This window comes from Sterolibacterium denitrificans (assembly GCF_900174485.1).
Taxonomy (GTDB): Bacteria; Pseudomonadota; Gammaproteobacteria; order Burkholderiales; family Rhodocyclaceae; genus Sterolibacterium; species Sterolibacterium denitrificans.
This window is the reverse complement of sequence record NZ_LT837803.1, coordinates 2,075,389-2,097,751: the sequence shown is the minus strand read 5'-3', so window position 1 is coordinate 2,097,751 and position 22,363 is coordinate 2,075,389. Positions and strand designations below refer to the sequence as shown.

General features: G+C 63.8%; 19 protein-coding genes and 1 tRNA gene. 11 read left to right on the top strand and 9 right to left on the bottom strand.

The window, feature by feature from the left end:
* The first annotated feature begins 53 nt into the window (after positions 1 to 53).
* From SDENCHOL_RS09465 to SDENCHOL_RS09440, 6 genes are all read left to right on the top strand, one after another.
* Complete coding sequence (locus tag SDENCHOL_RS09465; protein ID WP_154717003.1) at positions 54 to 1,844, top strand: acyl-CoA dehydrogenase C-terminal domain-containing protein; 1,791 nt, start codon at positions 54 to 56, stop codon at positions 1,842 to 1,844.
* Between the two features lie 6 nt (positions 1,845 to 1,850).
* Positions 1,851 to 4,253, top strand: a complete 2,403-nt coding sequence (locus SDENCHOL_RS09460) for a 3-hydroxyacyl-CoA dehydrogenase/enoyl-CoA hydratase family protein (RefSeq protein WP_231912960.1) — start codon at positions 1,851 to 1,853, stop codon at positions 4,251 to 4,253.
* Positions 4,254 to 4,279: 26 nt separating this feature from the next.
* Entirely contained in the window at positions 4,280 to 5,476 is a 1,197-nt protein-coding gene (locus tag SDENCHOL_RS09455) for an acetyl-CoA C-acyltransferase (RefSeq protein ID WP_154717001.1), read from the top strand.
* 30 nt (positions 5,477 to 5,506) lie between these two features.
* On the top strand, positions 5,507 to 6,424 hold the full coding sequence (locus SDENCHOL_RS09450; protein WP_154717000.1) for a lipase family alpha/beta hydrolase: 918 nt from the start codon (positions 5,507 to 5,509) through the stop codon (positions 6,422 to 6,424).
* A 75-nt stretch (positions 6,425 to 6,499) separates the two neighbouring features.
* Positions 6,500 to 7,282, top strand: coding sequence for an SDR family oxidoreductase (locus SDENCHOL_RS09445; protein WP_154716999.1), 783 nt, complete (start codon positions 6,500 to 6,502; stop codon positions 7,280 to 7,282).
* Positions 7,279 to 8,286, top strand: a complete 1,008-nt coding sequence (locus tag SDENCHOL_RS09440) for an NADP-dependent oxidoreductase (RefSeq protein WP_154716998.1) — start codon at positions 7,279 to 7,281, stop codon at positions 8,284 to 8,286. Before SDENCHOL_RS09445 ends, SDENCHOL_RS09440 begins: the two co-directional genes overlap by 4 nt.
* A 77-nt stretch (positions 8,287 to 8,363) precedes the next feature.
* On the opposite strand, the gene SDENCHOL_RS09435 is transcribed toward SDENCHOL_RS09440, so the two are convergent.
* From SDENCHOL_RS09435 to SDENCHOL_RS09405, 7 genes are all read right to left on the bottom strand, one after another.
* On the bottom strand, positions 8,364 to 8,864 hold the full coding sequence (locus SDENCHOL_RS09435; RefSeq protein ID WP_154716997.1) for a Dps family protein: 501 nt from the start codon (positions 8,862 to 8,864) through the stop codon (positions 8,364 to 8,366).
* A 30-nt stretch (positions 8,865 to 8,894) separates the two neighbouring features.
* Positions 8,895 to 9,863, bottom strand: coding sequence for a ZIP family metal transporter (locus SDENCHOL_RS09430; protein ID WP_197706892.1), 969 nt, complete (start codon positions 9,861 to 9,863; stop codon positions 8,895 to 8,897).
* 232 nt (positions 9,864 to 10,095) lie between these two features.
* Positions 10,096 to 10,506, bottom strand: a complete 411-nt coding sequence (locus SDENCHOL_RS09425; RefSeq protein ID WP_154716996.1) for a PilZ domain-containing protein — start codon at positions 10,504 to 10,506, stop codon at positions 10,096 to 10,098.
* 70 nt (positions 10,507 to 10,576) lie between these two features.
* Complete coding sequence (gene cimA, locus SDENCHOL_RS09420; RefSeq protein ID WP_154716995.1) at positions 10,577 to 12,154, bottom strand: citramalate synthase; 1,578 nt, start codon at positions 12,152 to 12,154, stop codon at positions 10,577 to 10,579.
* A 63-nt stretch (positions 12,155 to 12,217) separates the two neighbouring features.
* Positions 12,218 to 13,282, bottom strand: coding sequence for a TIGR03617 family F420-dependent LLM class oxidoreductase (locus SDENCHOL_RS09415; protein ID WP_154716994.1), 1,065 nt, complete (start codon positions 13,280 to 13,282; stop codon positions 12,218 to 12,220).
* Between the two features lie 115 nt (positions 13,283 to 13,397).
* Positions 13,398 to 15,437: an excinuclease ABC subunit UvrB gene (gene uvrB / locus SDENCHOL_RS09410; protein ID WP_154716993.1), complete on the bottom strand. Its 2,040-nt coding sequence runs from the start codon at positions 15,435 to 15,437 to the stop codon at positions 13,398 to 13,400.
* Positions 15,438 to 15,479: 42 nt separating this feature from the next.
* Positions 15,480 to 16,133, bottom strand: a complete 654-nt coding sequence (locus SDENCHOL_RS09405; protein WP_154716992.1) for a mechanosensitive ion channel domain-containing protein — start codon at positions 16,131 to 16,133, stop codon at positions 15,480 to 15,482.
* Between the two features lie 146 nt (positions 16,134 to 16,279).
* Here SDENCHOL_RS09405 and SDENCHOL_RS09400 point away from each other — a divergent pair, with 146 nt between their 5' ends.
* Positions 16,280 to 17,500: an amino acid aminotransferase gene (locus SDENCHOL_RS09400; RefSeq protein ID WP_154716991.1), complete on the top strand. Its 1,221-nt coding sequence runs from the start codon at positions 16,280 to 16,282 to the stop codon at positions 17,498 to 17,500.
* 70 nt (positions 17,501 to 17,570) lie between these two features.
* A tRNA-Asn gene (locus SDENCHOL_RS09395) sits at positions 17,571 to 17,646 on the top strand.
* Between the two features lie 6 nt (positions 17,647 to 17,652).
* On the opposite strand, the gene SDENCHOL_RS09390 is transcribed toward SDENCHOL_RS09395, so the two are convergent.
* The gene (locus SDENCHOL_RS09390) at positions 17,653 to 18,651 is read right to left on the bottom strand and encodes a tyrosine-type recombinase/integrase (protein WP_420031039.1); all 999 of its coding nucleotides are present in this window, start codon (positions 18,649 to 18,651) and stop codon (positions 17,653 to 17,655) included.
* Entirely contained in the window at positions 18,579 to 18,905 is a 327-nt protein-coding gene (locus SDENCHOL_RS14720; protein ID WP_154716989.1) for a helix-turn-helix domain-containing protein, read from the bottom strand. The genes SDENCHOL_RS09390 and SDENCHOL_RS14720 overlap by 73 nt, the downstream gene beginning before the upstream one ends.
* 103 nt (positions 18,906 to 19,008) lie before the next feature.
* Between SDENCHOL_RS14720 and SDENCHOL_RS09380 the strand changes: the two genes are divergently transcribed.
* The 3 genes from SDENCHOL_RS09380 (at position 19,009) to SDENCHOL_RS09375 (ending at position 22,325) form a co-directional block, all read left to right on the top strand.
* Positions 19,009 to 19,881, top strand: a complete 873-nt coding sequence (locus tag SDENCHOL_RS09380) for a DUF4166 domain-containing protein (RefSeq protein WP_197706891.1) — start codon at positions 19,009 to 19,011, stop codon at positions 19,879 to 19,881.
* Between the two features lie 65 nt (positions 19,882 to 19,946).
* The gene (locus tag SDENCHOL_RS14640; RefSeq protein WP_269458636.1) at positions 19,947 to 20,078 is read left to right on the top strand and encodes a hypothetical protein; all 132 of its coding nucleotides are present in this window, start codon (positions 19,947 to 19,949) and stop codon (positions 20,076 to 20,078) included.
* 114 nt (positions 20,079 to 20,192) lie between these two features.
* Positions 20,193 to 22,325: a CocE/NonD family hydrolase gene (locus tag SDENCHOL_RS09375; RefSeq protein WP_154716988.1), complete on the top strand. Its 2,133-nt coding sequence runs from the start codon at positions 20,193 to 20,195 to the stop codon at positions 22,323 to 22,325.
* Positions 22,326 to 22,363 lie beyond the last annotated feature (38 nt).

Below are 22,363 nucleotides of genomic sequence, written 5' to 3'. Positions count from 1 at the left end.
CGCCGATCGGGCGGCACGATCATTCACGGCAACCGGTTTTCGAGGAGATGACGATGGCTCAATACACCCCACCCCTGCGTGACCTGCAATTCGTCATGCATGAATTACTGAACGTCGAGGCAGAACTGCGCAAGTTGCCGCCCCATGCCGATATCGACGCCGAAACCATCGATCAGGTGGTCGAGGAAATGGGCAAGTTCTGCAGCAGGGTGCTGTTCCCGCTGAACCACAGCGGTGACCGCGAAGGCTGCCATTACGACCCGGCGACGCAGGCCGTCACCACGCCCAAGGGCTACAAAGAGGCTTACCAGCAGTACATCGAGGCCGGCTGGCCATCGCTGGCTTGCGATCCGGAATTTGGCGGCCAGGGCCTGCCGCACGTCATGAGCAGCGTGATGCTGGAAATGCTCAATTCGGCAAACCAGGCGTGGACCATGTATCCGGGACTCTCGCACGGCGCCTATGCCTGTCTGCGCGCGCACGGCACGCCCGAACAGAAGGCTTTCTATCTGCCCAGACTGATCGCCGGCGAGTGGATGGGGACGATGTGTCTGACCGAGCCGCATTGCGGCACCGATCTGGGCCTGCTGCGCAGCAAGGCCGAGCCGCAGGCGGATGGCTCGTACAGGATCAGCGGCGCGAAGATTTTCATTTCGGCCGGCGAGCACGACATGGCGGCCAACATCGTGCATCTGGTGCTGGCGCGGCTGCCGGACGCGCCGGCCGGCACGCGCGGTATCTCGCTGTTCCTGGTGCCGAAGTTCCTGCCGGATGCCAACGGCAATCCGGGCGCGCGCAATGCGATTTCCTGCGGCGCGATCGAGGAGAAGATGGGCATCCACGGCAACGCTACCTGCCAGATGAATCTCGATGGCGCGACCGGCTGGATCATCGGCGAGCCGCACAAGGGCCTGAATGCGATGTTCGTGATGATGAACGAAGCCCGTCTGGGCGTGGGCCTGCAATCGCTGGGCCTGACCGAAGTCGCCTACCAGAATGCCGTCGCCTATGCCCGTGAGCGCATCCAGATGCGCAGCCTGTCGGGCGCCAAGGCGCCGGAGCAGGCGGCCGATCCGATCATCGTCCATCCCGACGTGCGCCGCATGCTGCTGACGGCGCGTGCCTATGCGGAAGGCGGGCGTGCCTTCACCACTTTCGTCTCCTTGCAGGCCGACCTCGAAACCAAGCACCCAGATGCGGCGGTCCGCGAGGAAGCGGCCGATCTGCTAGCGCTGCTCACGCCCATCGTCAAGGCCTTTCTCACCGATAACGGCTGGGTGGCGACCTCCGAGGCGTTGCAGGTGTTCGGCGGCCATGGCTACATCGCCGAAAACGGCATGGAGCAGTACGTGCGCGATGCGCGCATCAACATGATCTACGAAGGCACCAACACCATCCAGTCGCTCGACCTGCTGGCGCGCAAGATACTGATGGACGGTGGCGCCAAGCTGCAGAAGTTCGGCGCGCGGGTGCAGGCTTTCATTGCGGAGAATGCCGGTGATGAGTCGATGAAGGAATTCATCGAACCGCTTGCCGAGCTGGGCGACAAGCTCACCAAGCTGACCATGGAGCTGGGCATGAAGGCGATGCAGAACCCGGACGAAGCGGGCGCTGCCGCCGTGCCCTATCTGCGCGTTGCCGGGCATCTGGTGTATGCCTGGCTGTTCGCGCGCATGGCGAAGATCGCGCTGGAAAAGCAGGGGTCGGGCGATGCCTTCTACAAGGCCAAGCTGGCGACGGCACGTTTTTATTACGCCCGCCTGCTGCCGGAAACCGCCATGCTGATTCGCCAGGCGCGCTCGGGCGCGGCCTGCCTGATCGATCTCGAAGCCGAATTGTTTTGACAGGAGATGACCAACGTGAGCAATTTCATCGTCAGGAAAGTGGCCGTACTGGGCGCCGGCGTGATGGGCGCGCAGATCGCCGCGCATTGCGTCAATGCCAGGGTACCGGTGGTGCTGTTCGATCTGCCGGCCAAGGAAGGCCCGAAGGACGGCATCGTGCTGCGCGCCATCGAAAATCTCAAGAAGCTGAATCCCGCGCCGCTGGGCAATGCCGCCGACGCGGCGCTGATCCAGGCCGCCAATTACGACGATCATCTGGCGCTCTTGCAGGAGTGCGATATCGTCATCGAGGCGATTGCCGAGCGCATGGACTGGAAGCACGATCTCTACGGGAAGGTCGCGCCGCATCTGGCGCCGCACGCCATTTTCGCCACCAACACCTCGGGCCTGTCGATCAACGAACTGGCCGAGGGGTTCAGCGATGAACTGAAGGCGCGTTTCTGCGGCGTGCATTTCTTCAATCCGCCGCGCTACATGCCGCTGGTTGAACTGATTCCGACCCGGACGACGCAGCCGGATATCCTCGACCGCCTCGAAGGCTTCATGACCACCACGCTCGGCAAGGGCGTGGTGCGCGCCAAGGACACGCCGAATTTCATCGCCAATCGCGTGGGCATCTTCGGCATCCTCGCCATCATTCACGAAGCCGGAAAGTTCGGCCTGACCAGTGACGTGGTCGATGATCTCACCGGCGCCCGGCTGGGACGCGCCAAGTCGGCCACTTTCCGCACCGCCGACGTCGTCGGTCTGGACACCGTGGCGCACGTCATCAAGACGCAGCGCGAATCCCTGCCGGATGATCCGTTCCAGACGGTTTATGCCACGCCGCCCGCGCTGGAAAAGCTGATCGCCGCAGGCAATCTGGGACAGAAGACCGGCGCGGGTTTCTTCAGGAAGGCCGGCAAGGAAATCCAGCGCTTCGACTTCGCCACGGGCGAATACGTGGCCAGCGGGGCCAAGGGCGATGAGAGCGTCGTCAAGCTGCTCAAGGAAAAGGACGTGGCCAAGCGCATGGCCGCGCTGCGTGCCTCCGATCACCCGCAGGCGCAGTTCCTCTGGGCGATCTTCCGCGATGCCTTCCACTATGCCGCGCTGCATCTGGAAAGCATCGCCGACAGCGCCCGCGACATCGATTTCGCCATGCGCTGGGGCTACGGCTGGACGACCGGCCCGTTCGAAATCTGGCAGTCGGCCGGCTGGCAGCAGGTTGCCCAGTGGGTCAAGGAGGATATCGACGCCGGCCGCGCGCTGTGCGCCGCGCCGCTGCCCGCCTGGGTATTCGATGGCCGCGCGGGCGTGCATGGCAATGAGGGTTCCTGGTCGGCCGCGCGGCAGGGCAACGTGCCGCGCAACGATCTGCCGGTGTATCGCCGTCAGGCTTTCCGCGCGCCGCTGGTGGGCGAGAGCGGGCCGCTGGCCGATGCGAAGACGGCGGGCGTCACGGTGTTCGAGGACGATGCCGTGCGCATCTGGCACCAGCATGACGAGGTGCTGGTACTGTCGATCAAGACCAAGATGCACGTGATCGGGCCGGCGGTGATCGACGGCCTCAACAAGGCCATTGCCGAAGCCGAGCGCAATTACCAGGGTCTGGTGATCTGGAATACCGATGCGGCCGACGGCGGGGCGTTTTCTGCCGGAGCCGATCTGCAGGCGGTGCTGCCGCTATTCATGTCGGGCGGCGTCGAGGCGATCGGGCCGGTGGTGCATGACTTGCAGCAGGCCTATCTGGCCATGAAATATGCCCAGGTGCCGGTGGTGGCGGCCGTCTCCGGCCTGGCGCTGGGCGGCGGTTGCGAGCTGTTGCTGCATGCGGCGAAGCGTGTCGCGGCGCTGGAGTCCTATATCGGCCTGGTCGAGGTCGGCGTCGGCCTGGTGCCTGCCGGCGGCGGCCTGAAGGAAGCGGCGCTGCGCGCGGCGAAGGACGCCAAGGGCAACGACCTGCTGCAGTTTCTCAAGGACAACTTCATCAATGCGGCGATGGCCAACGTCTCCAAGTCGGCCTATGAGGCGCAGAAGATGGGGTATCTCGCCGCCGATGACGTGATCGTCTTCAATCCTTACGAACTGCTCAACGTCGCCAGGAGCGAAGCGCGCGCGCTGCACGCCGCCGGTTATCGCCCACCCTTGCGTCGCCAGGTGCCGGTTGCCGGGCGTTACGGCATCGCCACCATCATGGCGCAACTGGTGAACATGCGCGATGGCGGTTTCATCTCCGAGCACGATTACACGCTGGGTTCGATGATTGCCGAAATCGTCTGCGGCGGCGACGTGATGCCGGGCAGCCTGGTCGATGAGCAATGGCTGCTCGATCTCGAACGCAAGGCATTCGTCACGCTGCTCAACCATCCCAAGACCCAGGAGCGCATCATGGGCATGATGCAGACCGGCAAGCCGGTGCGTAACTGATTCGGCCCGCGAACAGGAGAATAGATATGACCAAGCAATTGCAGGATGCCTATATCGTGGCCGCGACCCGCACGCCGATCGGCAAGGCGCCGCGCGGCATGTTCCGCAACGTGCGTCCGGACGATCTGCTGGTGCGCGCGCTGCAGTCCGTCGTGGCGCAGGCGCCGGGGCTGGATCCCAAGCTGATCGAGGACGTCATCGTCGGCTGCGCCTTTCCCGAGGCGGAGCAGGGGCTCAATGTCGCGCGCATGGCCGCGCTGCTGGCCGGTCTGCCGAATACCGTCGGCGGCGTGACGGTGAACCGCTATTGCGCCTCGGGCCTCACGGCGGTGGCGATGGCGGCCGACCGCATCCGCGTCGGCCAGGCCGATGTGATGATCGCCGCCGGCGTCGAGTCGATGTCGATGGTGCCGATGATGGGCCATCATCCGTCGATGAACATGAACGTGTTCAAGGACGAGCACGTTACCATGGCCTACGGCATGGGGCTGACCGCCGAGAAGGTGGCGACGCAGTGGAAAGTGAGCCGCGAGGCGCAGGACGCATTTGCGCTGCAGTCGCACCAGAAGGCGATCGCTGCGCAGCAGGCCGGCGAGTTCAAGGACGAGACGACGTCCGTTGAAGTCGTCGAGCGCACGCCGAATCTGTTGACGCGCGAGATCGAAATCAGCACGCGGATCTGCAGCCAGGACGAAGGCGCGCGCGCTGATACCAGCCTGGAATCGCTGGCCAGACTGAAGCCGGTATTCGCGGCGAAGGGCAGCGTCACGGCGGGCAACAGCTCGCAGACTTCCGACGGCGCGGGCGCCTTGCTGCTGGTTTCCGAAAAGATCCTCAAACAGTTCAACCTCACGCCGCTGGCGCGCTTCGTTTCCTTCGCCGTGAAGGGCGTGCCGCCCGAGATCATGGGTATCGGCCCGTCGGCGGCGGTGCCGCTGGCCTGCCAGGCGGCGGGCATCAGCCAGGATCAACTGGACTGGATCGAGCTCAACGAAGCCTTTGCCGCGCAGTCGCTGGCGGTGTTGCAGGATCTGCAGCTCGACCCGGCCAAGGTCAACCCGCTCGGCGGCGCGATCGCCCTGGGCCACCCGCTCGGCGCGACGGGCGCGATCCGTTCGGCGACGGTGGTGCATGGCCTGCGCCGTCGCAAGCTGAAATACGGCATGGTGACCATGTGCATCGGCACCGGCATGGGCGCAGCGGGCATCTTCGAGCGCGTGTAACGAGACGGCGGCGCGCAACGGATTCCATCCATGCTGGGAGGCTGGTTGCGGCTGTTGCTGCTGTTCGAGCTGTTCGGCTATGGATGGTTGATCGCTGCGCTCGTGCGCCTGTCCGGCTGGTCGCCGGGGGCGGCCGTGCTGCTCGCCCTGTTTTTCGCATCGCTCGGCCGCGCCTGGCCCATGGCCTGGACTTATCTGTACGCGCATTTCCATGAACGGCAGGAGACCGGCGGGAGCAGGACGCCCGTGCCGGCAAGCGGGCGGGATTTGCGGCAGTTGCTGCGCGAAATCCTGGCCTTTTCTTCCGTCACCTTCTTCGCGGCCTGCGAGCCGCTGCTGATGCGCGGGGATGCGCCGCGACGCCTGCGCGATGCGGCGCATGAAACGCCGCTGCTGCTGGTGCATGGCTATCTGTGCAACCGTGGCTGCTGGTGGTGGCTCAAGCCGCGCCTGGAGGCCGCCGGGCGCAGCGTGGCGACGCTGACGCTGGAGCCGCCCTACGGCGACATCGACGGCTATGCCGAACAGATTGCCCACCGCGTGGCCTGGCTGCGCGAGCAAACGGGCGCCGAACGGGTGACCCTGGTCGGCCACAGCATGGGCGGCCTGGCCTGCCTGGCCTATTTGCGGCGCTATGGGGAAGCGCATGTGGCGAAGCTGATCACCCTGGGCACGCCGCATCGCGGCACGGCAGCCGCTGAACTGGCCATCGGGCGCAACGCCGCGCAGATGAAAACCGGCTCGGGCTGGCTGGCCGAACTGGCCGCGTTTTTCCAGGCCATGCCGCTGCGCGTGCCGGTCATCGCTTGTTACACCTCGCAGGACAACATGGTGCTGCCGGTTTCCCATGCCATGCTGCCCGGCGCCGAGCATCGTCAGTTGCCGGCCATGGGGCATCTGAGCATGATGATTTCGCCCCAGGTGCTCGATACGCTGTCGAGGGCGTGATGAATTCTGCGGCGTTTCGTCTGGCGCGATAATGCAAATTTGCAGGTTCGGTGTCTGCTACGGGAAAGGAAAATCATGAGCGTCAGGGACTTGTTTGATTTGAGCGGCAAGGTGGCGCTGGTGACCGGCGCTTCGCGCGGGCTGGGCCTGCAGATGGCCGGCGCGCTCGGCGAGATGGGCGCGCGGCTGGCCATCGTGGCGCGCAAGGCGGATGAGCTGCATGCGGCGGCCGCGCGGCTGGCCGGGCAAGGTGTGGACGTGCTGCCGGTGGCCGGCAATCTCGGCGAGACGGCGACGATTCCGGCACTGGTCGATACCGTGCTGGCGCATTACGGCCAGATCGATATCCTGGTGAATAACGCCGGGGCGAGTTGGGGCGCCGCGGCGGAAGACTATCCGGACGCGGCCTGGCACAAGGTCATGAACCTGAATGTCGATGCGCTGTTCTTTCTGACGCGCGAAGTCGGCCGGCGCACGATGCTGCCGCGCCGCTCGGGAAAGATCATCAATATCGCCTCGATCGCCGGCCTCGGCGGTAATCCGGTCGGGATTCAGACCATTGCCTACAACACCAGCAAGGGGGCGGTGGTGAATTTTACCCGCGCGCTGGCGGCCGAATGGGGGCCGCAGGGGATCAACGTGAATGCGCTTTGTCCGGGCTTTTTTCCGACGAAGATGTCGCAGGGGCTGCTGGACGTCGCGGCGCCGCAGGTGATTGCGGCGACGCCGTTGCGCCGTTTGGGCGGCGACGAGGATTTGCAGGGGGCGGTGGTGTATCTGGCTTCGGCGGCGTCGCGCCATGTGACCGGGCAGTGCCTGGCCGTCGATGGCGGCATGAGCGTGGTGATCGGCGCATGAGGCGGAATCGGCAGGTGATCCTGGTCAGCCGGCCGCCGCAGCAAGGCTGGCTGTCGGAGGAAAACTTCCGCCTCGTCGAGACGCCGCTGCCGGAACCCGGCGAGGGCGAGCTGCTGGTGCGCAATCACTGGCTGTCGCTCGATCCCTACATGCGCGGCCGCATGAACGAGGCGCGTTCCTATGCGCCGCCGCAGTCGCTGGGCGAGGTGATGCTGGGCGGCACGGCGGGCGAGGTGATCGTCTCGCAGCATCCCGGCTTCAGGCCCGGCGACAAGGTGGTCGGGCGGCTGGGCTGGCAGGAATATGCGCTCAGTGACGGCAGCGGTCTGCGTCGGGTGGATGATGCAGGGATACCGCTGTCGGCAAGTCTCGGCGTGCTGGGCATGCCGGGAGTGACGGCATGGATCGGGCTGTTCGACATCTGCCGGACGCAACCGGGCGAGACGGTGGTGGTGACGGCGGCAGCCGGCGCCGTTGGCAGCGTCGTCGGGCAACTGGCGAAACTGCATGGCTGTCGGGTGGTGGGTATCGCCGGTGGCGCGGAGAAATGCCGTTATGTGGTCGAGACGCTGGGCTTCGATGACTGCATCGACTACAGGATGGGCGCGGACGAATTCTGGCCGGCGCTGAAGGCGGCCACGCCGGCGCGCATCGACTGCCTGTTCGAGAATGTGGGCGGCGAGGTTTTCGACATCCTGCTCGGCCGCATGAATGCGTTTTCCCGCATTGCCCTGTGCGGCATGATTTCCCAGTACAACAGCGCGCCGTATCCCATCCGCAATCTGAGCTCCATCCTCGTCAACCGCATCCGCATGCAGGGTTTCATCGTCACCGAGTTGCAGGAGCGCTGGCCGGCCGCGCTGGCGGAGCTGACGCGACACTTTGCGGCAGGGCGGATCAAGTATCGCGAAACGGTGGTGGATGGGCTGGCGCAGGCGCCGGCCGCGCTGATCGGTCTTTTGCGCGGCGAGAACTTCGGCAAGCAACTGGTGCGGCTGATCTGACAGCGCTCGGCGGCATGCCAGAAAAAACCAAGCCCCGCAGGGCGGGGCTTGGGAGAGGAAGCGCGGAAACTCAGAGCTCAGTCTTCGAGCAGGCTGCGCAGCATCCAGGCCGTCTTTTCGTGTACTTCCAGGCGCTGCGTCAGCAGATCGGCGGTCGGCTGGTCGTTGGCGGCTTCGAGCACTGGGAACAGCTTGCGCGCGGTACGCGCGGTGGCTTCCTGGGCGGTAACCAGATGGCGCACCATGTCCAGCGCCTTGGGCACGCCTTCGACTTCCTTGATCGAGGCCAGCTTGACGAATTCCTTGTAGGTTCCGGGTGCCGCGATACCCAGGGCGCGGATGCGCTCGGCGATGGTGTCGAGCGCGTTCCATTGCTCGGTGTATTGCGCCATGAACATCTCGTGCAGGCTGTTGAACTGGGGGCCGGTGACGTTCCAGTGGAAGTTGTGGGTCATCAGATACAAGGTGTAGCTGTCGGCGAGCAGGGCAGAGAGGCCCTTGGCGATTTTTTCACGATCGCCGGCGCTGATGCCGATGTCGATTTTCGTCGGATTCTTTTTGCTTGCCGTGGTTGCCATAGCGGTTCTCCTGTTGAAAAAAAAATGAAATTAACCCAGCGTCATGTCAAGCACCATCATCAGTGCAAAGCCGGCCATCAACCCCAGGGTCGCGGGCGTCTGGTGGCCATTGCGATGGGTTTCGGGAATGACTTCATGCGAGACGACGAACAGCATGGCGCCTGCGGCCAGGCCCAGGCCGGTCGGATAGGCCAGCGGCAAGCCGCTGGACAGGCCGATGCCGAGCAGGGCGCCCAGGGGTTCGAGTAGGCCGGTGAGGACGGCAATCAATACCGCAAATGGCGCGCCGAAACCGGCGCCGCGCATCGCCAGGGCAACGGCCAGGCCTTCGGGAATGTCCTGCAGGGCGATGGCGGTGGTCAGCGGCAGGCCGACCGCCATGTCTGCCTGGGAAAAGCTCACGCCGATGGCCATGCCTTCCGGCAGGTTGTGCAGGGCAATGGCGAAGACGAACAGCCAGATGCGCCCGCAACGCTCGTAACCGGGGCCGCAGGGGCCGGTCTTGTCGTGCTCGTGCGGCGTGAAGGCGTCCAGGCCCAGCATCAGCAGCACGCCGAGGCCCATGCCGAAAACCACGACGCTGGCGCCCAGCAGTTTGTTGTCGAGGAGATTTTCGGCTGCCGCCAGTCCCGGCAGCAGCAATGAAAAGGCGCTGGCGGCGAGCATCATGCCGGCGGCCAGTCCCAGCAGGCTGTCTTCAACGCGCTGCGGCAGTTCGCGCAGTACCAGTGCCGGCAAGGCGCCCAGCGCCGTGGCGGCGAACCCGGCGGCACCGCCGATGAGCGCCAGATTCAGACCGGGCGGAGCAGTGCCGCTGCTGATTTCAAGGATGCTCTGTATCAGCAACTGCAGGACGCCGATGGCCGCCAGAGCGAGACCGAGCGCAACGAATTTGCGTTCGCGCATGCGCTCACGCAGCACGGTGATCCAGCTCTGCACGGGCTCGGCGTTGGCAGATTGCGCTGCGCTCATCGATGCGGTGGAGGATTCGGCGTTCATGATCGGGTGTCGGCGGTGATGACTGCACGGACGGATGGCGGTTGGCCGGCCGTTGGAGCGCAGTGGAGACAGGCCATTATCTTAACCGCAAACCGCAAGCCGTGAGCGCACCGGAACGATGCACGCCGATGATTTCCGGGAAATTGCCCGCGCAAACCGCTTGCGAAAATCCACCGTCGCGCGCATACGGCAAGGCCGTGCCTGGCGCCGGCCGTTCGATCGTCGCCATCATTCAGCTGGCGTTTTTGGCCGTGCCTTCCTTGAGGCTGACGAGATGCTTCAGCAGAGCGGGCAGATCGCGGTCGAGCAGGCTGGGTTCAACGAGATGGTGGTCGAACAGATGCAGCAGCGCGAGGCGCTCTTTCTCGCTGACGGCGATGAACTTGATGCCCAGCATGTCCTCGGCAACATGGACGACCAGGCCATTGAAAGTCGTCGTGGGAGTGCCCGCGCCATTGCCGCCCAGCAGGTGCAGGCGGCAGGGGCGCAGGAAGGTGGCGTCGTGAGGCGGCTGGTCGAAGGCAAACAGCGCGCCGCTCAACGAGACGTCGCGCAGGACGCCGCCGCAATTCATGCCGCGGAACTCCACTTCCGCATGCGTCAGCAGCGGGAGTTGAAGTGAGTGGCGGCGCGGGTTCGGCATAAGCCATGCTCCATGGAATCGTGTCGGCGTCCTCAGGATCGCTGCGGGACGAACGGTGATTCAGCGGAATTCATTGTACGGCTTTTTCCTGGTCGCGCAGCAGTTTGTATTCAACGGCGTCAACTAATGCACGCCATGAGGCGTCGATGATGTCGGTGGACACACCGATCGTGGTCCAGGAAGTCTCATGGTCCGAGCTTTCGATGAGTACCCGCACCTTGGCCGCCGATGCCTTGTCCGAATCGAGCACGCGCACCTTGTAGTCGGTCAGCTTGATTTCGGCGATTGCCGGGTAGAAGCGCTCCAGCGCCTTGCGCATGGCCTTGTCGAGCGCGTTGACCGGGCCGTCGCCTTCGGCAGCGGTGATTTCCTCCTGCTGGCCGACGGCAATTTTGATCATCGCCGAGGAGTTGATGCCGTTGGCCGAGGGTTCATTCACGATGACCTTGAAATCCTTGCGCTCGAAGAACGGCCGGTATTTGCCCAGCTCCTTGCGCACCACCAGTTCGAAGGAGCTTTCCGCCGTCTCGAACTGATAGCCTTCGTGTTCGAGTTCCTTGAGGCGGTCGAGCACTTTCTGCGTCTGCGGCGAGTCCTTGCCCAGCGTGGGATCGATGGCGTTGATGCGTGCCAGCAAGGTGCTGCGCCCGGCGACTTCGGACATCAGGATATGACGCGTGTTGCCGACGGATTCGGGTTGGACGTGTTCGTAGGACAGCGGATTCTTGTGCACCGCGTCGATGTGCATGCCGCCTTTGTGGGCAAAGGCGTCGTTGCCGACATAAGGGGCTTTTTCGTTGTGAGTGACGTTGGCGATCTCGCTGACGTAGCGCGCTACCGCCGTCAGTTGCGCCATGTTTTCGGCCGGGATGCAACTGAAGCCCAGTTTCAGTTGCAGATTGGGCAGGATGGAGCAGAGGTTGGCATTGCCGCAGCGCTCGCCGATGCCGTTGATGGTGCCCTGCACGTGGCTGGCGCCGGCCTGCACCGCCAGTATCGAATTGGCCACGGCCATTTCCGAGTCGTTATGGCAATGGATGCCGATGGCCGTCTTGACTTCCTGGCGCACCATCTGGGTGATGGCATAGATTTCACCCGGGAAGCTGCCGCCATTGGTATCGCACAGCACCAGGCAATCCGCGCCGGCCTCGGCGGCGGCTTTCAGCACCTGCAGCGAGTAGTCCGGATTGGCCTTGTAGCCGTCGAAGAAATGCTCGGCATCGAAAATCACTTCCTTGCCGTGTGATTTGAGATGGCGGATGGTGTCGCCGATCATCGCCAGATTTTCTTCCAGCGTGGTGCGCAGGATGTCGGTGACCTGGTAATCCCAGCTCTTGCCGAAGATGCACAGGGCGTCGGTGCCGGCAGCGAGCAGCGATTGCAGGTTCTTGTCCTGCGCCGCCTGGCTGCCGACCTTGCGCGTGGCGCCGAAGGCGATGATCCTGGCGTGTTTCAGCTCGATTTCGGCAACGCGTCTGAAGAACTCCATGTCCTTGGGATTCGAGCCGGGGTTGCCGGCCTCGATGTAACTCACGCCCAGCTTGTCGAGCGCAGCGACGATCTTCAGCTTGTCTTCGACGGAATAGGAAATTCCCTGCGCCTGCGCGCCGTCGCGCAGGGTGGAGTCGAACAGGTGGATTTTGGTCATGTCGCGTTCCTGAAACCGGTGTCCGCGCGCGGCCATCGCGGCTGCTGCGGGGAAACGCGCATTTTATTCGATGCGCCGCCGCCCGTGTCGGTTCCGCCAGCCTTGCCGGATGGCCGGTAGCGCCGCCGCCAGCGCCGCATCGTGGGTCGTGTCGTCGGTCACCGTCAGGGTGATGCGGTCGACGAGACCGGCAAAGCGCACGTGCAGGGCTTCCGGCAACTCGTCATAACGGCCGCAGACGAGGAATTCATCGAGCACCGTGTCGCTCAGCGCGTCGGCCATCTCCTGCCAGCGGTTTTCGCGCGTCAGGCGCTGCAATCGCGGGCCGAGTTCGTGCCAGCCGAACAGCTCCAGGCTCGGCCAGTAGGCCGGCGTCGAGAACAGGAAGGCCAGGATGCCGCGAAAGCGTTCGCGCTCGCGCGCCACGCCGGCGTCGTCGGGGCCGCTGGCGACCAGTTCGTTGGCGCAGACCTTGAATGGGCCGAGCGCCGGGTTGCGCTGCGCCTGGCCGGCGGCGAGGTGCGGCCCGATGGCTTCGCGCAGGTAGCGCGTCGAGGTGTTGGTCGGATGGGTGTGCAGGCCATCGGCGGCGGCACCGGCGAGTTCCAGCATCTTCGGCCCGACCGCACCGAGCATGATGGGCGGATCGGCAATGTCGACCGCGAGCGGGCCGGGATTGAAGAAGGGTTGCAGGCGCGTGAAGCGGTAATGCTCGCCGACGAAGTGCAGCGGCTCGCGCGTGCGGAAGCTGTGGAAGATGGCGCGCAGCGCGCCGATGTATTCGCGCATGCCGGCGGCGGGCGGCAGCCAGCGCGCCGAATAGCGCTCCTCGATGTTCTGGCGGATCTGCGTGCCCAGCCCCAGCTCGAAGCGTCCGCCCGACATGCGCTGCAAGTCCCAGGCCGCCAGCGCGACGTTCATCGGGCTGCGCGGCGGGGCCACCAGCACCGAGGTTCCGACGCGCAGCCGCTTCGTGGCGGCCAGCGCCTGGCAGGCCAGCAGCAGGCCGTCATGCACGGCATCGGGCACGAACAGGCCGTCGAAACCCATCGCCTCGACGCGTTGGGCATAGGCGCCGATGGATTCGAGACCGAGGTTTTCCGGGGTGGGAGCGAAGATTTCGAGCATGGGCGGACAATCGGGGCGGGACAGCTATGAATAAGTTATCCCCGCGTAGGCGGGGATCCAGTTGGGTCGGATTCCCGCCTGCGCGGGAATGACGGTGCAAGGCCGGATGAGGGCATTACTCTCCGTGCACATCCGCGCCAAACGCCAGCTGGCGCAGGCGGAACAGCTCGTCGCGGGCGGCGGCGGCTTGCTCGAATTCCAGGTTTCTGGCATGTTCCTGCATGGCTTTTTCCAGGCGCTTGATTTCGCGCGCCAGCTCCTTTTCGTTCATCGCTTCGTAGCGTGCCTGCTGCTGCGCGGCCTTGAGCATCTGCGGTTCGTTGGCGGCCTCATACACGCCGTCGATGATGTCCTTGATGCGTTTGACCACGCCCTGCGGCGTGATGCCGTGCGCGGCGTTGAAAGCGAGCTGCTTGGCGCGGCGGCGCTCGGCCTCGTCCATGGCGCGCCGCATCGAGTCGGTCACGCGGTCGGCGTAGAGGATGGCGGTGCCGTGAATGTGGCGGGCGGCGCGGCCGATGGTCTGGATCAGCGAGCGGGTCGAGCGCAGGAAGCCTTCCTTGTCGGCGTCGAGGATGGCGACCAGCGAGACTTCCGGGATGTCGAGGCCCTCGCGCAGCAGGTTGATGCCGATCAGCACGTCGAACACGCCGAGGCGCAGGTCTCGGATGATTTCCACCCGTTCTACCGTTTCCACGTCGGAGTGCAGGTAGCGCGCCTTGATGCCGTTGTCGGCGAAGAACTCGGTGAGCTGTTCGGCCAGGCGCTTGGTCAGCGTGGTCACCAGCACGCGCTCGCCGGCGGCGATGCGCAGCTTGATTTCGCCGAGCAGATCGTCGACCTGGGTCATCGCCGGGCGAACGATGAGCACCGGGTCGACCAGGCCGGTCGGCCGCACCACCTGTTCGACGACCTGGCCCTGGTGCTTTTCCTCGTATTCGGCGGGCGTGGCCGAGACGAAGATGGTTTGCGGCATCAGGCGCTCGAACTCGTCGAAGCGCAGCGGCCGGTTGTCGAGCGCGGAGGGCAGGCGGAAGCCGTAATCGACGAGGTTCTCCTTGCGCGCGCGGTCGCCCTTGTACATGCCGCCGATCTGCGGCACGGTGACGTGGCTCTCGTCGATGAACATCAGCGCCTGCTGCGGCAGGTAGTCGATCAGCGTGGGCGGCGCTTCGCCCGGCTGGCGGCCGGAGAGGTGGCGCGAGTAGTTCTCGATGCCCTTGCAGAAGCCGAGCTGGTCGAGCATTTCCAGATCGAAGCGGGTGCGCGTCTCGATGCGCTGGCATTCGACGAGTTTCTGTTCGCGCTGGAAATATTCGATGCGGCTGCGCAGTTCGTCCTTGATGCGTTCGATCGCCTGCAGCACCGTGGCGCGCGGCGTGACGTAGTGGCTGGCCGGGTAGACGGTGAAGCGGCCGAGCTTCTGGCGCGTATGGCCAGTGAGCGGGTCGAACAGCGTCAGCGATTCGACCTCGTCGTCGAACAACTCGATGCGCAGCGCCTGTTCGGCGTTTTCCGCCGGGAAGACGTCGATCACGTCGCCGCGCACGCGGTAGATGCCGCGGTGGAAATCCGTCTCGTTGCGCTCGTACTGCATCTCGGTGAGGCGGCGGATGATGTCGCGCTGCGACTGCTTCTCGCCCTCGCGCAGGTGCAGGATCATGCTGTGATAATCGACCGGATCGCCGATGCCGTAGATGCAGGACACCGAGGCGACGATCACGCAGTCGCGCCGCTCCAGCAGCGCCTTGGTGGCCGACAGGCGCATCTGCTCGATGTGTTCGTTGATGCTCGAATCCTTCTCGATGAACAGGTCGCGCGAGGGCACGTAGGCCTCGGGCTGGTAGTAGTCGTAGTAGGAGACGAAGTACTCGACGGCGTTTTCCGGAAAGAACTCTCGGAACTCGGCGTAGAGCTGTGCGGCCAGCGTCTTGTTCGGCGCCATGACGATGGCCGGCCGTCCGGTGCGGGCGATGACGTTGGCCATGGTGAAGGTCTTGCCCGAGCCGGTCACGCCGAGCAGAGTCTGGTACATCAGGCCGTCATTGATGCCTTCCACCAGTTGCGCAATGGCCGCCGGCTGATCGCCGGCCGGCTGGAAAGGCAGATGCAGACGATAGGGGCTGTCGGGAAAAGTCTGGACATCGTGGGGCATCGCTTCACTTTTCACTCTTCACTCTGCGCTTTGACGAAGCATTCAATCGCGCGCCCGCCTCAGCCTTACGATGGTGCTTCCTATCATGACGCTGTTGGGAACGATGATTTCCTGCCCGTCGTCATCCTGCAGGATGGTAAATCCGAGAGAGATGTTTTTGACCCTGGCGGAGGTCACTCCCGTTGGGGCGTTGAGCCGTATCGTGTCGCCAATGCTGAATGGACGATACAAGACCAACGAAAAGCCGGCGATGAGGTTGCTGAGGGTGCTCTGGGCGGCGAGCCCCATGACCACCGAGGCGACGCTGACGCCGGCGAGCAAGGCCGTGCCGATGGAGCGCAATCCGGGAACGAGGTGGGCGTAAAGCACGAATCCCATCAGGTAGGTCAGGACTTGCGCCAGGGCGCTGACAAAACGCAGGGCCGTGATATCCACCAGGTGAGATTCGAGCCGCCGTGTGGCGCGTCGGATCAAAACGACCACCACCGTGGCTGCCACGAAAAAGATGCATCCCAGAAAGGATATGCCGAGCGGCGACCCCGTGTTTGCCAGATCTTTGAGTAGGGTGGGTACCAAGTTACGGTTCTCTTCGTGAAACAAACATGCGCGTTCGAGGTTGGCGGTAGGGGCTGAAGGGTATCCGTCGATGCCCGGCGCCCGATGTCCGGCGTTCCAGCGCTCCAGTATACGTCCCAACCGGGGCGATTCGGCTCGGGATTTTCAGCGGTTTTGTCGTTTGCCGTGTTCCAGTATTCCAGCCAACCCGCTGGCGGCGTAAAATGTGCCGCCTTTTGTCTTTCAACCCGCAAGACGCCTCTGCGCGTCAGAACTGGAAAATCTCGATGACTGCTCCGACGCCTTCCGCACTGTTTGCCGCCGTTGAAATGGCCCCGCGCGATCCCATCCTGGGCCTGAACGAAGCCTACAACGCCGATACCCGCAGCAACAAGGTGAATCTGGGGGTGGGCGTGTTCTTCGATGATGACGGCAAGATTCCGCTGCTGAGGGCGGTGCAGGCGGCTGAAAAGGCGCGCCTGGCCGCCATGCCGGCGCGCGGCTATCAGCCGATCGAAGGTCTGGCCGCTTACAACCAGGCCGTGCAGAAGCTGCTGTTCGGCGCGGATTCGCAACTGCTCGCCGCCGGCCGCGTGCTGACCGTCGAGGCGCTCGGCGGCACCGGCGCGCTGAAGGTCGGTGCCGACTATCTCAAGCGTCTGCTGCCCGGCAGCAAGGTCTACATCAGCGATCCGAGCTGGGAAAACCACCGCGCCCTGTTCGAAGCGGCGGGCTTCCCGGTCGAAACCTATCCCTATTACGATGCGGCCACGCGCGGCGTGAATTTCGCCGCCCTGAAAGCCGGGCTCGGCGAGTTGCCCGCTGGCGCGATCATCGTCCTGCACGCTTGCTGCCATAACCCGACCGGCGCCGATCTCGGCGTGGCGCAGTGGCGTGAGTTGGTCGACATCTGCGCCGCGCGCCGTCTGGTGCCTTTCCTCGACATGGCGTATCAGGGCTTTGCCGATGGCGTCGAAGCCGATGCCGTCGCGCCGCGGCTGTTCGCCGATTCCGGCCTGTCCTTCTTCGTTTCCAGCTCGTTCTCGAAATCCTTCTCGCTGTATGGCGAGCGCGTCGGCGCGCTGTCCATCGTCACCGCCGGCAAGGAAGAGGCTGCGCGCGTGCTGAGCCAGGTCAAGCGCGTCATCCGCACCAACTATTCGAATCCGCCGACCCACGGCGGCGCCGTCGTGGCCGCCGTGCTCAACGATCCGGCGCTGCGCCAGCAGTGGGACGAGGAACTCGCCGGCATGCGCGAGCGCATCCGCGCCATGCGTTCCAGCCTGCTCGCCAAGCTGCAGGAACGCGGCGTGCAGCAGGACTTCTCCTTCATCACCCAGCAGCGCGGCATGTTTTCCTACACCGGCCTGACCGCAGCCCAGGTCGAGCGCCTGAAGGATGAGTTCGGCATCTACGCCGTCTCCACCGGCCGCATCTGCCTGGCCGCGCTGAACACGCGCAACATCGACTACGTCGCCGACGCCATCGCCACGGTGGTGAAAGGCTGAATGAGCCTGTGATGCAGCCTGCAGATGTTGACGCAGTACAGCGCAATGAATAGAATGCGCGCTTCGTTGTTCCTCGATAGCTCAGTCGGTAGAGCGCCGGACTGTTAATCCGTAGGTCCCTGGTTCGAGCCCAGGTCGGGGAGCCAAAAACATCAACGGCTTGCGTTATGCAGGCCGTTTTTGTTTGTGGCGGTTGCTACCGAATTTGCAACTTGCCCCAGCATGCCATCCAACCGTCCTGCCGCGTTCGCCAAATGGTCGGGCGCTACATGTGCATAGCGTTCGACCATCGCCCCGGTTCGCCAGCCCCCAAGATGCTGCAATTCATGGGTTGGCGTTCCAGCCTGGCGCTGCCATGTCGCCCACGTGTGCCGCAGATCGTGCCAGCGGAAATTCTCGATTCCCGCCCGCGTGAGTGCGGCACGCCAAGCTTTTGTGTTGGCAGTCTCGAGTGGTCTGCCAGCGTAGGTAAAAACCCGCGCCGGATGTTTGCCGAATTGCCGTTGCAGCACACCCAATGCCACTTCATTGAGCGGCACCGAGATAGCGCGCCGGTTCTTCGACTGCCAGCCCGGAATCCAGGCATGACGCAGTTCAAGATTCACCTGCGACCATTCGAGCTTCAGGACGTTGCCCTGACGTAATCCCGTTGCCAGCGCAAACAGCACAGCTTCGCGCTGATGCTCTGGCAGCTCGTCCAGCAACCGTTTTGCCTGCTCCCACGTCAGCGAGCGTTCGCGACTTCCTGTTTCCTTAAAGAGCGAAATCTTCGGCACTCGTTCGAGCCATTCCCATTCGTCGCATGAGCGACGCAGAATAGATCGTACCAGCGCCAAATAGCGATTGGTCGTGGCTTTCGTCGCTTCCTTGAGCTTCGCCGCTGTCACCCGATCAATCACGTCACGCGTAATTTCATCGAGCATCAGCTTACCGAGAAACGGATGCAGCCATTGCAGCTTTTTCTCGTCCTCTTTGTGCGTCGCCTTTTCGGAAGTTTCTTCCAACCAACGGCCTGCCGCTTCCTTCCAACTGTGCCGAGGCTTGCGCCCCAGCCTCTTCACTTCCCATATCTCGGCTTTCAGGCGGTCGTGATACTCCTGCGCTTTCGCTCTGTCGGCCGTCCCACTGCTGCGATATACCGTTTCTCCCATGACGGTGAATTTGACCCACCAACTGGGAGAGTTTTTGCGCCTGATAAGTGACATCCGTAATTCTCCTGTCTGTCACCCTGCGACACGCGCAGCGCATATTGTGCGCGTACATAGGCTATCAGATCAACCCGCAGATAGACCCAACGCCTGCCGATCTTCGCGCCGGGTATTTCACCCTTGCGCGTCTTGCCGTGCAGGGTGACCGGATGAATTCGCAGAAAGTCCGCCGCTTGCCTTGTGTCGAGGGTATCCACCTTTCCCCCCTATACGATGGGTAGGGTCAGCGTGTCGAAACCATCGGCCAATCGTTCCGGCGCATCGGCGATATGGTAGCTATAGGGTTCGATACGCTTGGGTATGCCGTCGCTCCTGGGCATTCTGCAGGCGCAATTGCCAGGCAAGCTATTTTTCATCCTCTACGCCATCGCCATCGGTCTGGCTTTCCTGCTGGTGCAGATGGCCCTCGGCTTGCGGCCGCAATTGTCCGTCGAGGTCGCGGAAACGGCGAAGGCAGCCTACGGGCAGTCGACGCTGACGCGCGTCGATTGCCCGGCCGCGCTCGACCGCCTGGCTGCCCTGATGGATGGCGAATGCACCTACGAGGATCGGGCTGATGGTGTTCAAGCACATTCCGGGAGTCTCATCATGAAAAGTCTCATGCACTGCGCGCTGGGCGACGACGGCTGGGCCCGGCTTCCTGCGTCGCTGCAAGCGCATTACCAGCTTGGCCCCAACGTCGATGTTGGCCATATGGATATCGAGTTCCCCGTCTGGATGAAGCCGTATCTCTGGCTGCTGCATCGATTCGGAGCACTTCTTCCCCGTTCCGGGAAACAGATCCCGACACGAGTCGAGAAGGATGTCGTAGCCGATTGCCAGTATTGGCGGAGGACAATGCAATTTCCGGACGGGAAGCGAGTCACCTTCAACAGCCATTGGATTGCTGCGGAGGGGAATCGCCTGATCGAGTTCGTGAATCCGGTGATGGGGTTGGAAATGGCGGTTCGGGTGGAGGGAAACCACCTGCGCTACGAAGGCGTGCGCTTCGTATTGAAGCTGGGGCGTTTTGTGGTCGGGCTCCCCGAATGGATGATCCTCGGTCACACGACCATCGTTGAATGCGGCCTGCCAGGAAACGGATTTGCCATGGACTTTCGGCTGACGCATCCAGTTTTCGGGCAGGTCTTCCGATACGCCGGAACATTCACTACCCAGATCCGTCAGCCTTAGAACGAACGGTTTAGGCAATCCGCCAGAGAGTCGAGCCTGGCTTCCCGCTGCCCATGTGAAACGAAATGAAGGTGGACGCCATGCATGTCGGTGGCGTCCTTTCCTTCCAAATTCCGAAGCCGAACGGCAGCATCTTGTCGATGCCTGCGTATCTGGCGGGGGTGCCGCCAAAACAAACGATTCAAACATCGGTTTGAACTTTGTCTGCAACCCGGATAACATACGGCGCACACCTGTACCCATAAACCGTAGCCGGAGCCAGAGCAATCGCGCTGCAGGCAAAAACGGAAAACCTTCAGGAGGAGAATATCGTGCGTGTAAAACTCAGGGTTGCGCGTATCGGCGCATTGGCGTGCTTAGTCGTTGGTTTGCTGACTGCCTGTAATGGCGATTCCGATTCGGACGGCGGCGCGGGGGCGGGCTCGGCCGGTTCGAGCGTCAGCGTCGTCGCGCCATCCTATCCGGGTCCCGGCGCTTCGAGCGGTGCGACGACGACGCTCGGCACCCGCGCCCTGACCAGCCAGAACAACCCCGCCATCACCAGCAACGGCGCCGCGAAATGGCGCAACTACACGCGCGCCGCCGAGTATCCGAACATCGTCAAGCTGCCGCTGCAGTTCATCACCACGCGCACCGGCCAGAAGCTCGGGGTGCTGGTGGCGCTGCCGGCCGATGAAAACGGCAATGCCATCGCCGACACCTTTCCGGTCATCCTCACCCAGAATGCCTATCGTATCGACCTCGGCAATGCGCTGTCCTCGCTCCTGCCCCCGGCGAGCACGCTGGGTATCGGCGGCGCCGACAAGTTCATGATCCGCCGCGGTTACGTTTCGGTGACGGTGGATTCGCTCGGCTCGGGCGTTTCCGACGGCAAGCTGGACCTGTTCGGGCCGCTCGAACAGGCCGCCTACGCCGATGCCGTCGATTGGGTGCTCCAGCAGCCCTGGTCGAACGGCAAGATCGGCGTTGCCGGCACCTCCTATCTCGGCATCAGTTCGCTGTTCACCGCGGCCCAGCAGCATCCCTCGATCAAGGCCGCTTTCGTCAACGTCCCGATGGGCGACCCCTGGCGCGACACCATCGGCACCGGCGGCATGCTCAATGCCTGGTTCATCTCCAACTGGCTGCCGCTGACGCAGGCCCTCAGCGTGTTCAACGACCTGGCGATTTCCACGTATCCGCAATACGCCGACCAGATCCGGGCCGCGACGCAGGAGCATATCGCCGCCATCGACGATGTGCTCCTGCCGCTCATCGACAATGCGCTGAGCGGCGTGGTCGGCTACGCCACCGACGACGGCGATTTCTGGAGCGTCCGCTCGCCGATCGAACAGGCGCGCAACATTCAGGTGCCGACCTTCGTCATCGGTTCATCGAGCGACATCTTCCAGCGCAACGAGCCGCTGCTCTACGAGCAGCTCAAGCGCAACGTCGCCGCCAAGATGCTGATCGTGCCCGGCGCTCACGCGGAGTCGATCCTCGCGGCGCTGCTCAATAGCAACAACCCGCTCGAGAATGGCGCGCCGGCCGCGACCGGCCTGCTGCTGCAATGGTTCGACAAATACCTGAAGGACATCGACAGCGGGGCCGAGAAACAGCCGACCGTCACCCAGTATGTCGCCGGCCTCAGCGCGACGGGCCTGCCGCGCTACCTCACCGCCAGCGACTGGCCGCATCCGCAAGCCGTGCCGCAACGTCTGTATCTGCATGGCGACATGACCCTGAGTACGAGCGCGCCGGAGGGCAATGAGGCCGTTCATACCCTCCGCGAGCCGCCCGCGCCGGTCGTCAAATCCGGCGCCAACCGCGCGGGGACGCTGCTGCGCGGCTGGCTGATTCCCAGCGACAGCAGCGAGAAATCCATAAGCTGGCTGCAATGGAGCCTCGGTTTCGTCTTGCCCCTGTTCGACTGGTACAGGGAAAGCGATACCGTCGAGAAGGCCCAGAGCGCGCTCAACTACGAGACCGGCACGATGACTTCCGATTACTACATCAACGGCCCGATCCAGGCCGACATCTGGATGTCTTCGACCGCTACCGAGGCGGCGCTCTCGGTTCGCGTCGACGACGTCGGCGCCGACGGCGTGGCGCGGCCGATCACCAACGGCCTGATGTCGGCCGCCTTCCGCGCCGTCGACACCACTCGTTCGCGCTACCTGCGCGGCGAGATGATCCAGCCCTGGCATCCTTACACGATCGCCTCGAAGCAACTGCTGGTGCCCGGCCAGGCCGTCAAGGTGCCGGTCGAAATCTTCCCCGCCGCCGCCGTCATCAAGCAGGGCCACAAGTTGCGCATCTCGATCAGTTCCAGCAACCAGGCGCAGGGCGTCTGGAACTACCCGTCGCAATCCCTGGCCAATGGCGGCGTGACCACGATCTACAACGACGTCAGCCGGCCGTCGAGCGTCGTGCTGCCGGTGCTGCCAAGCAATTTGTTGAAATAAAGTCCGCCAAGAATCGCCGCGAGAACGATCCGATGCAA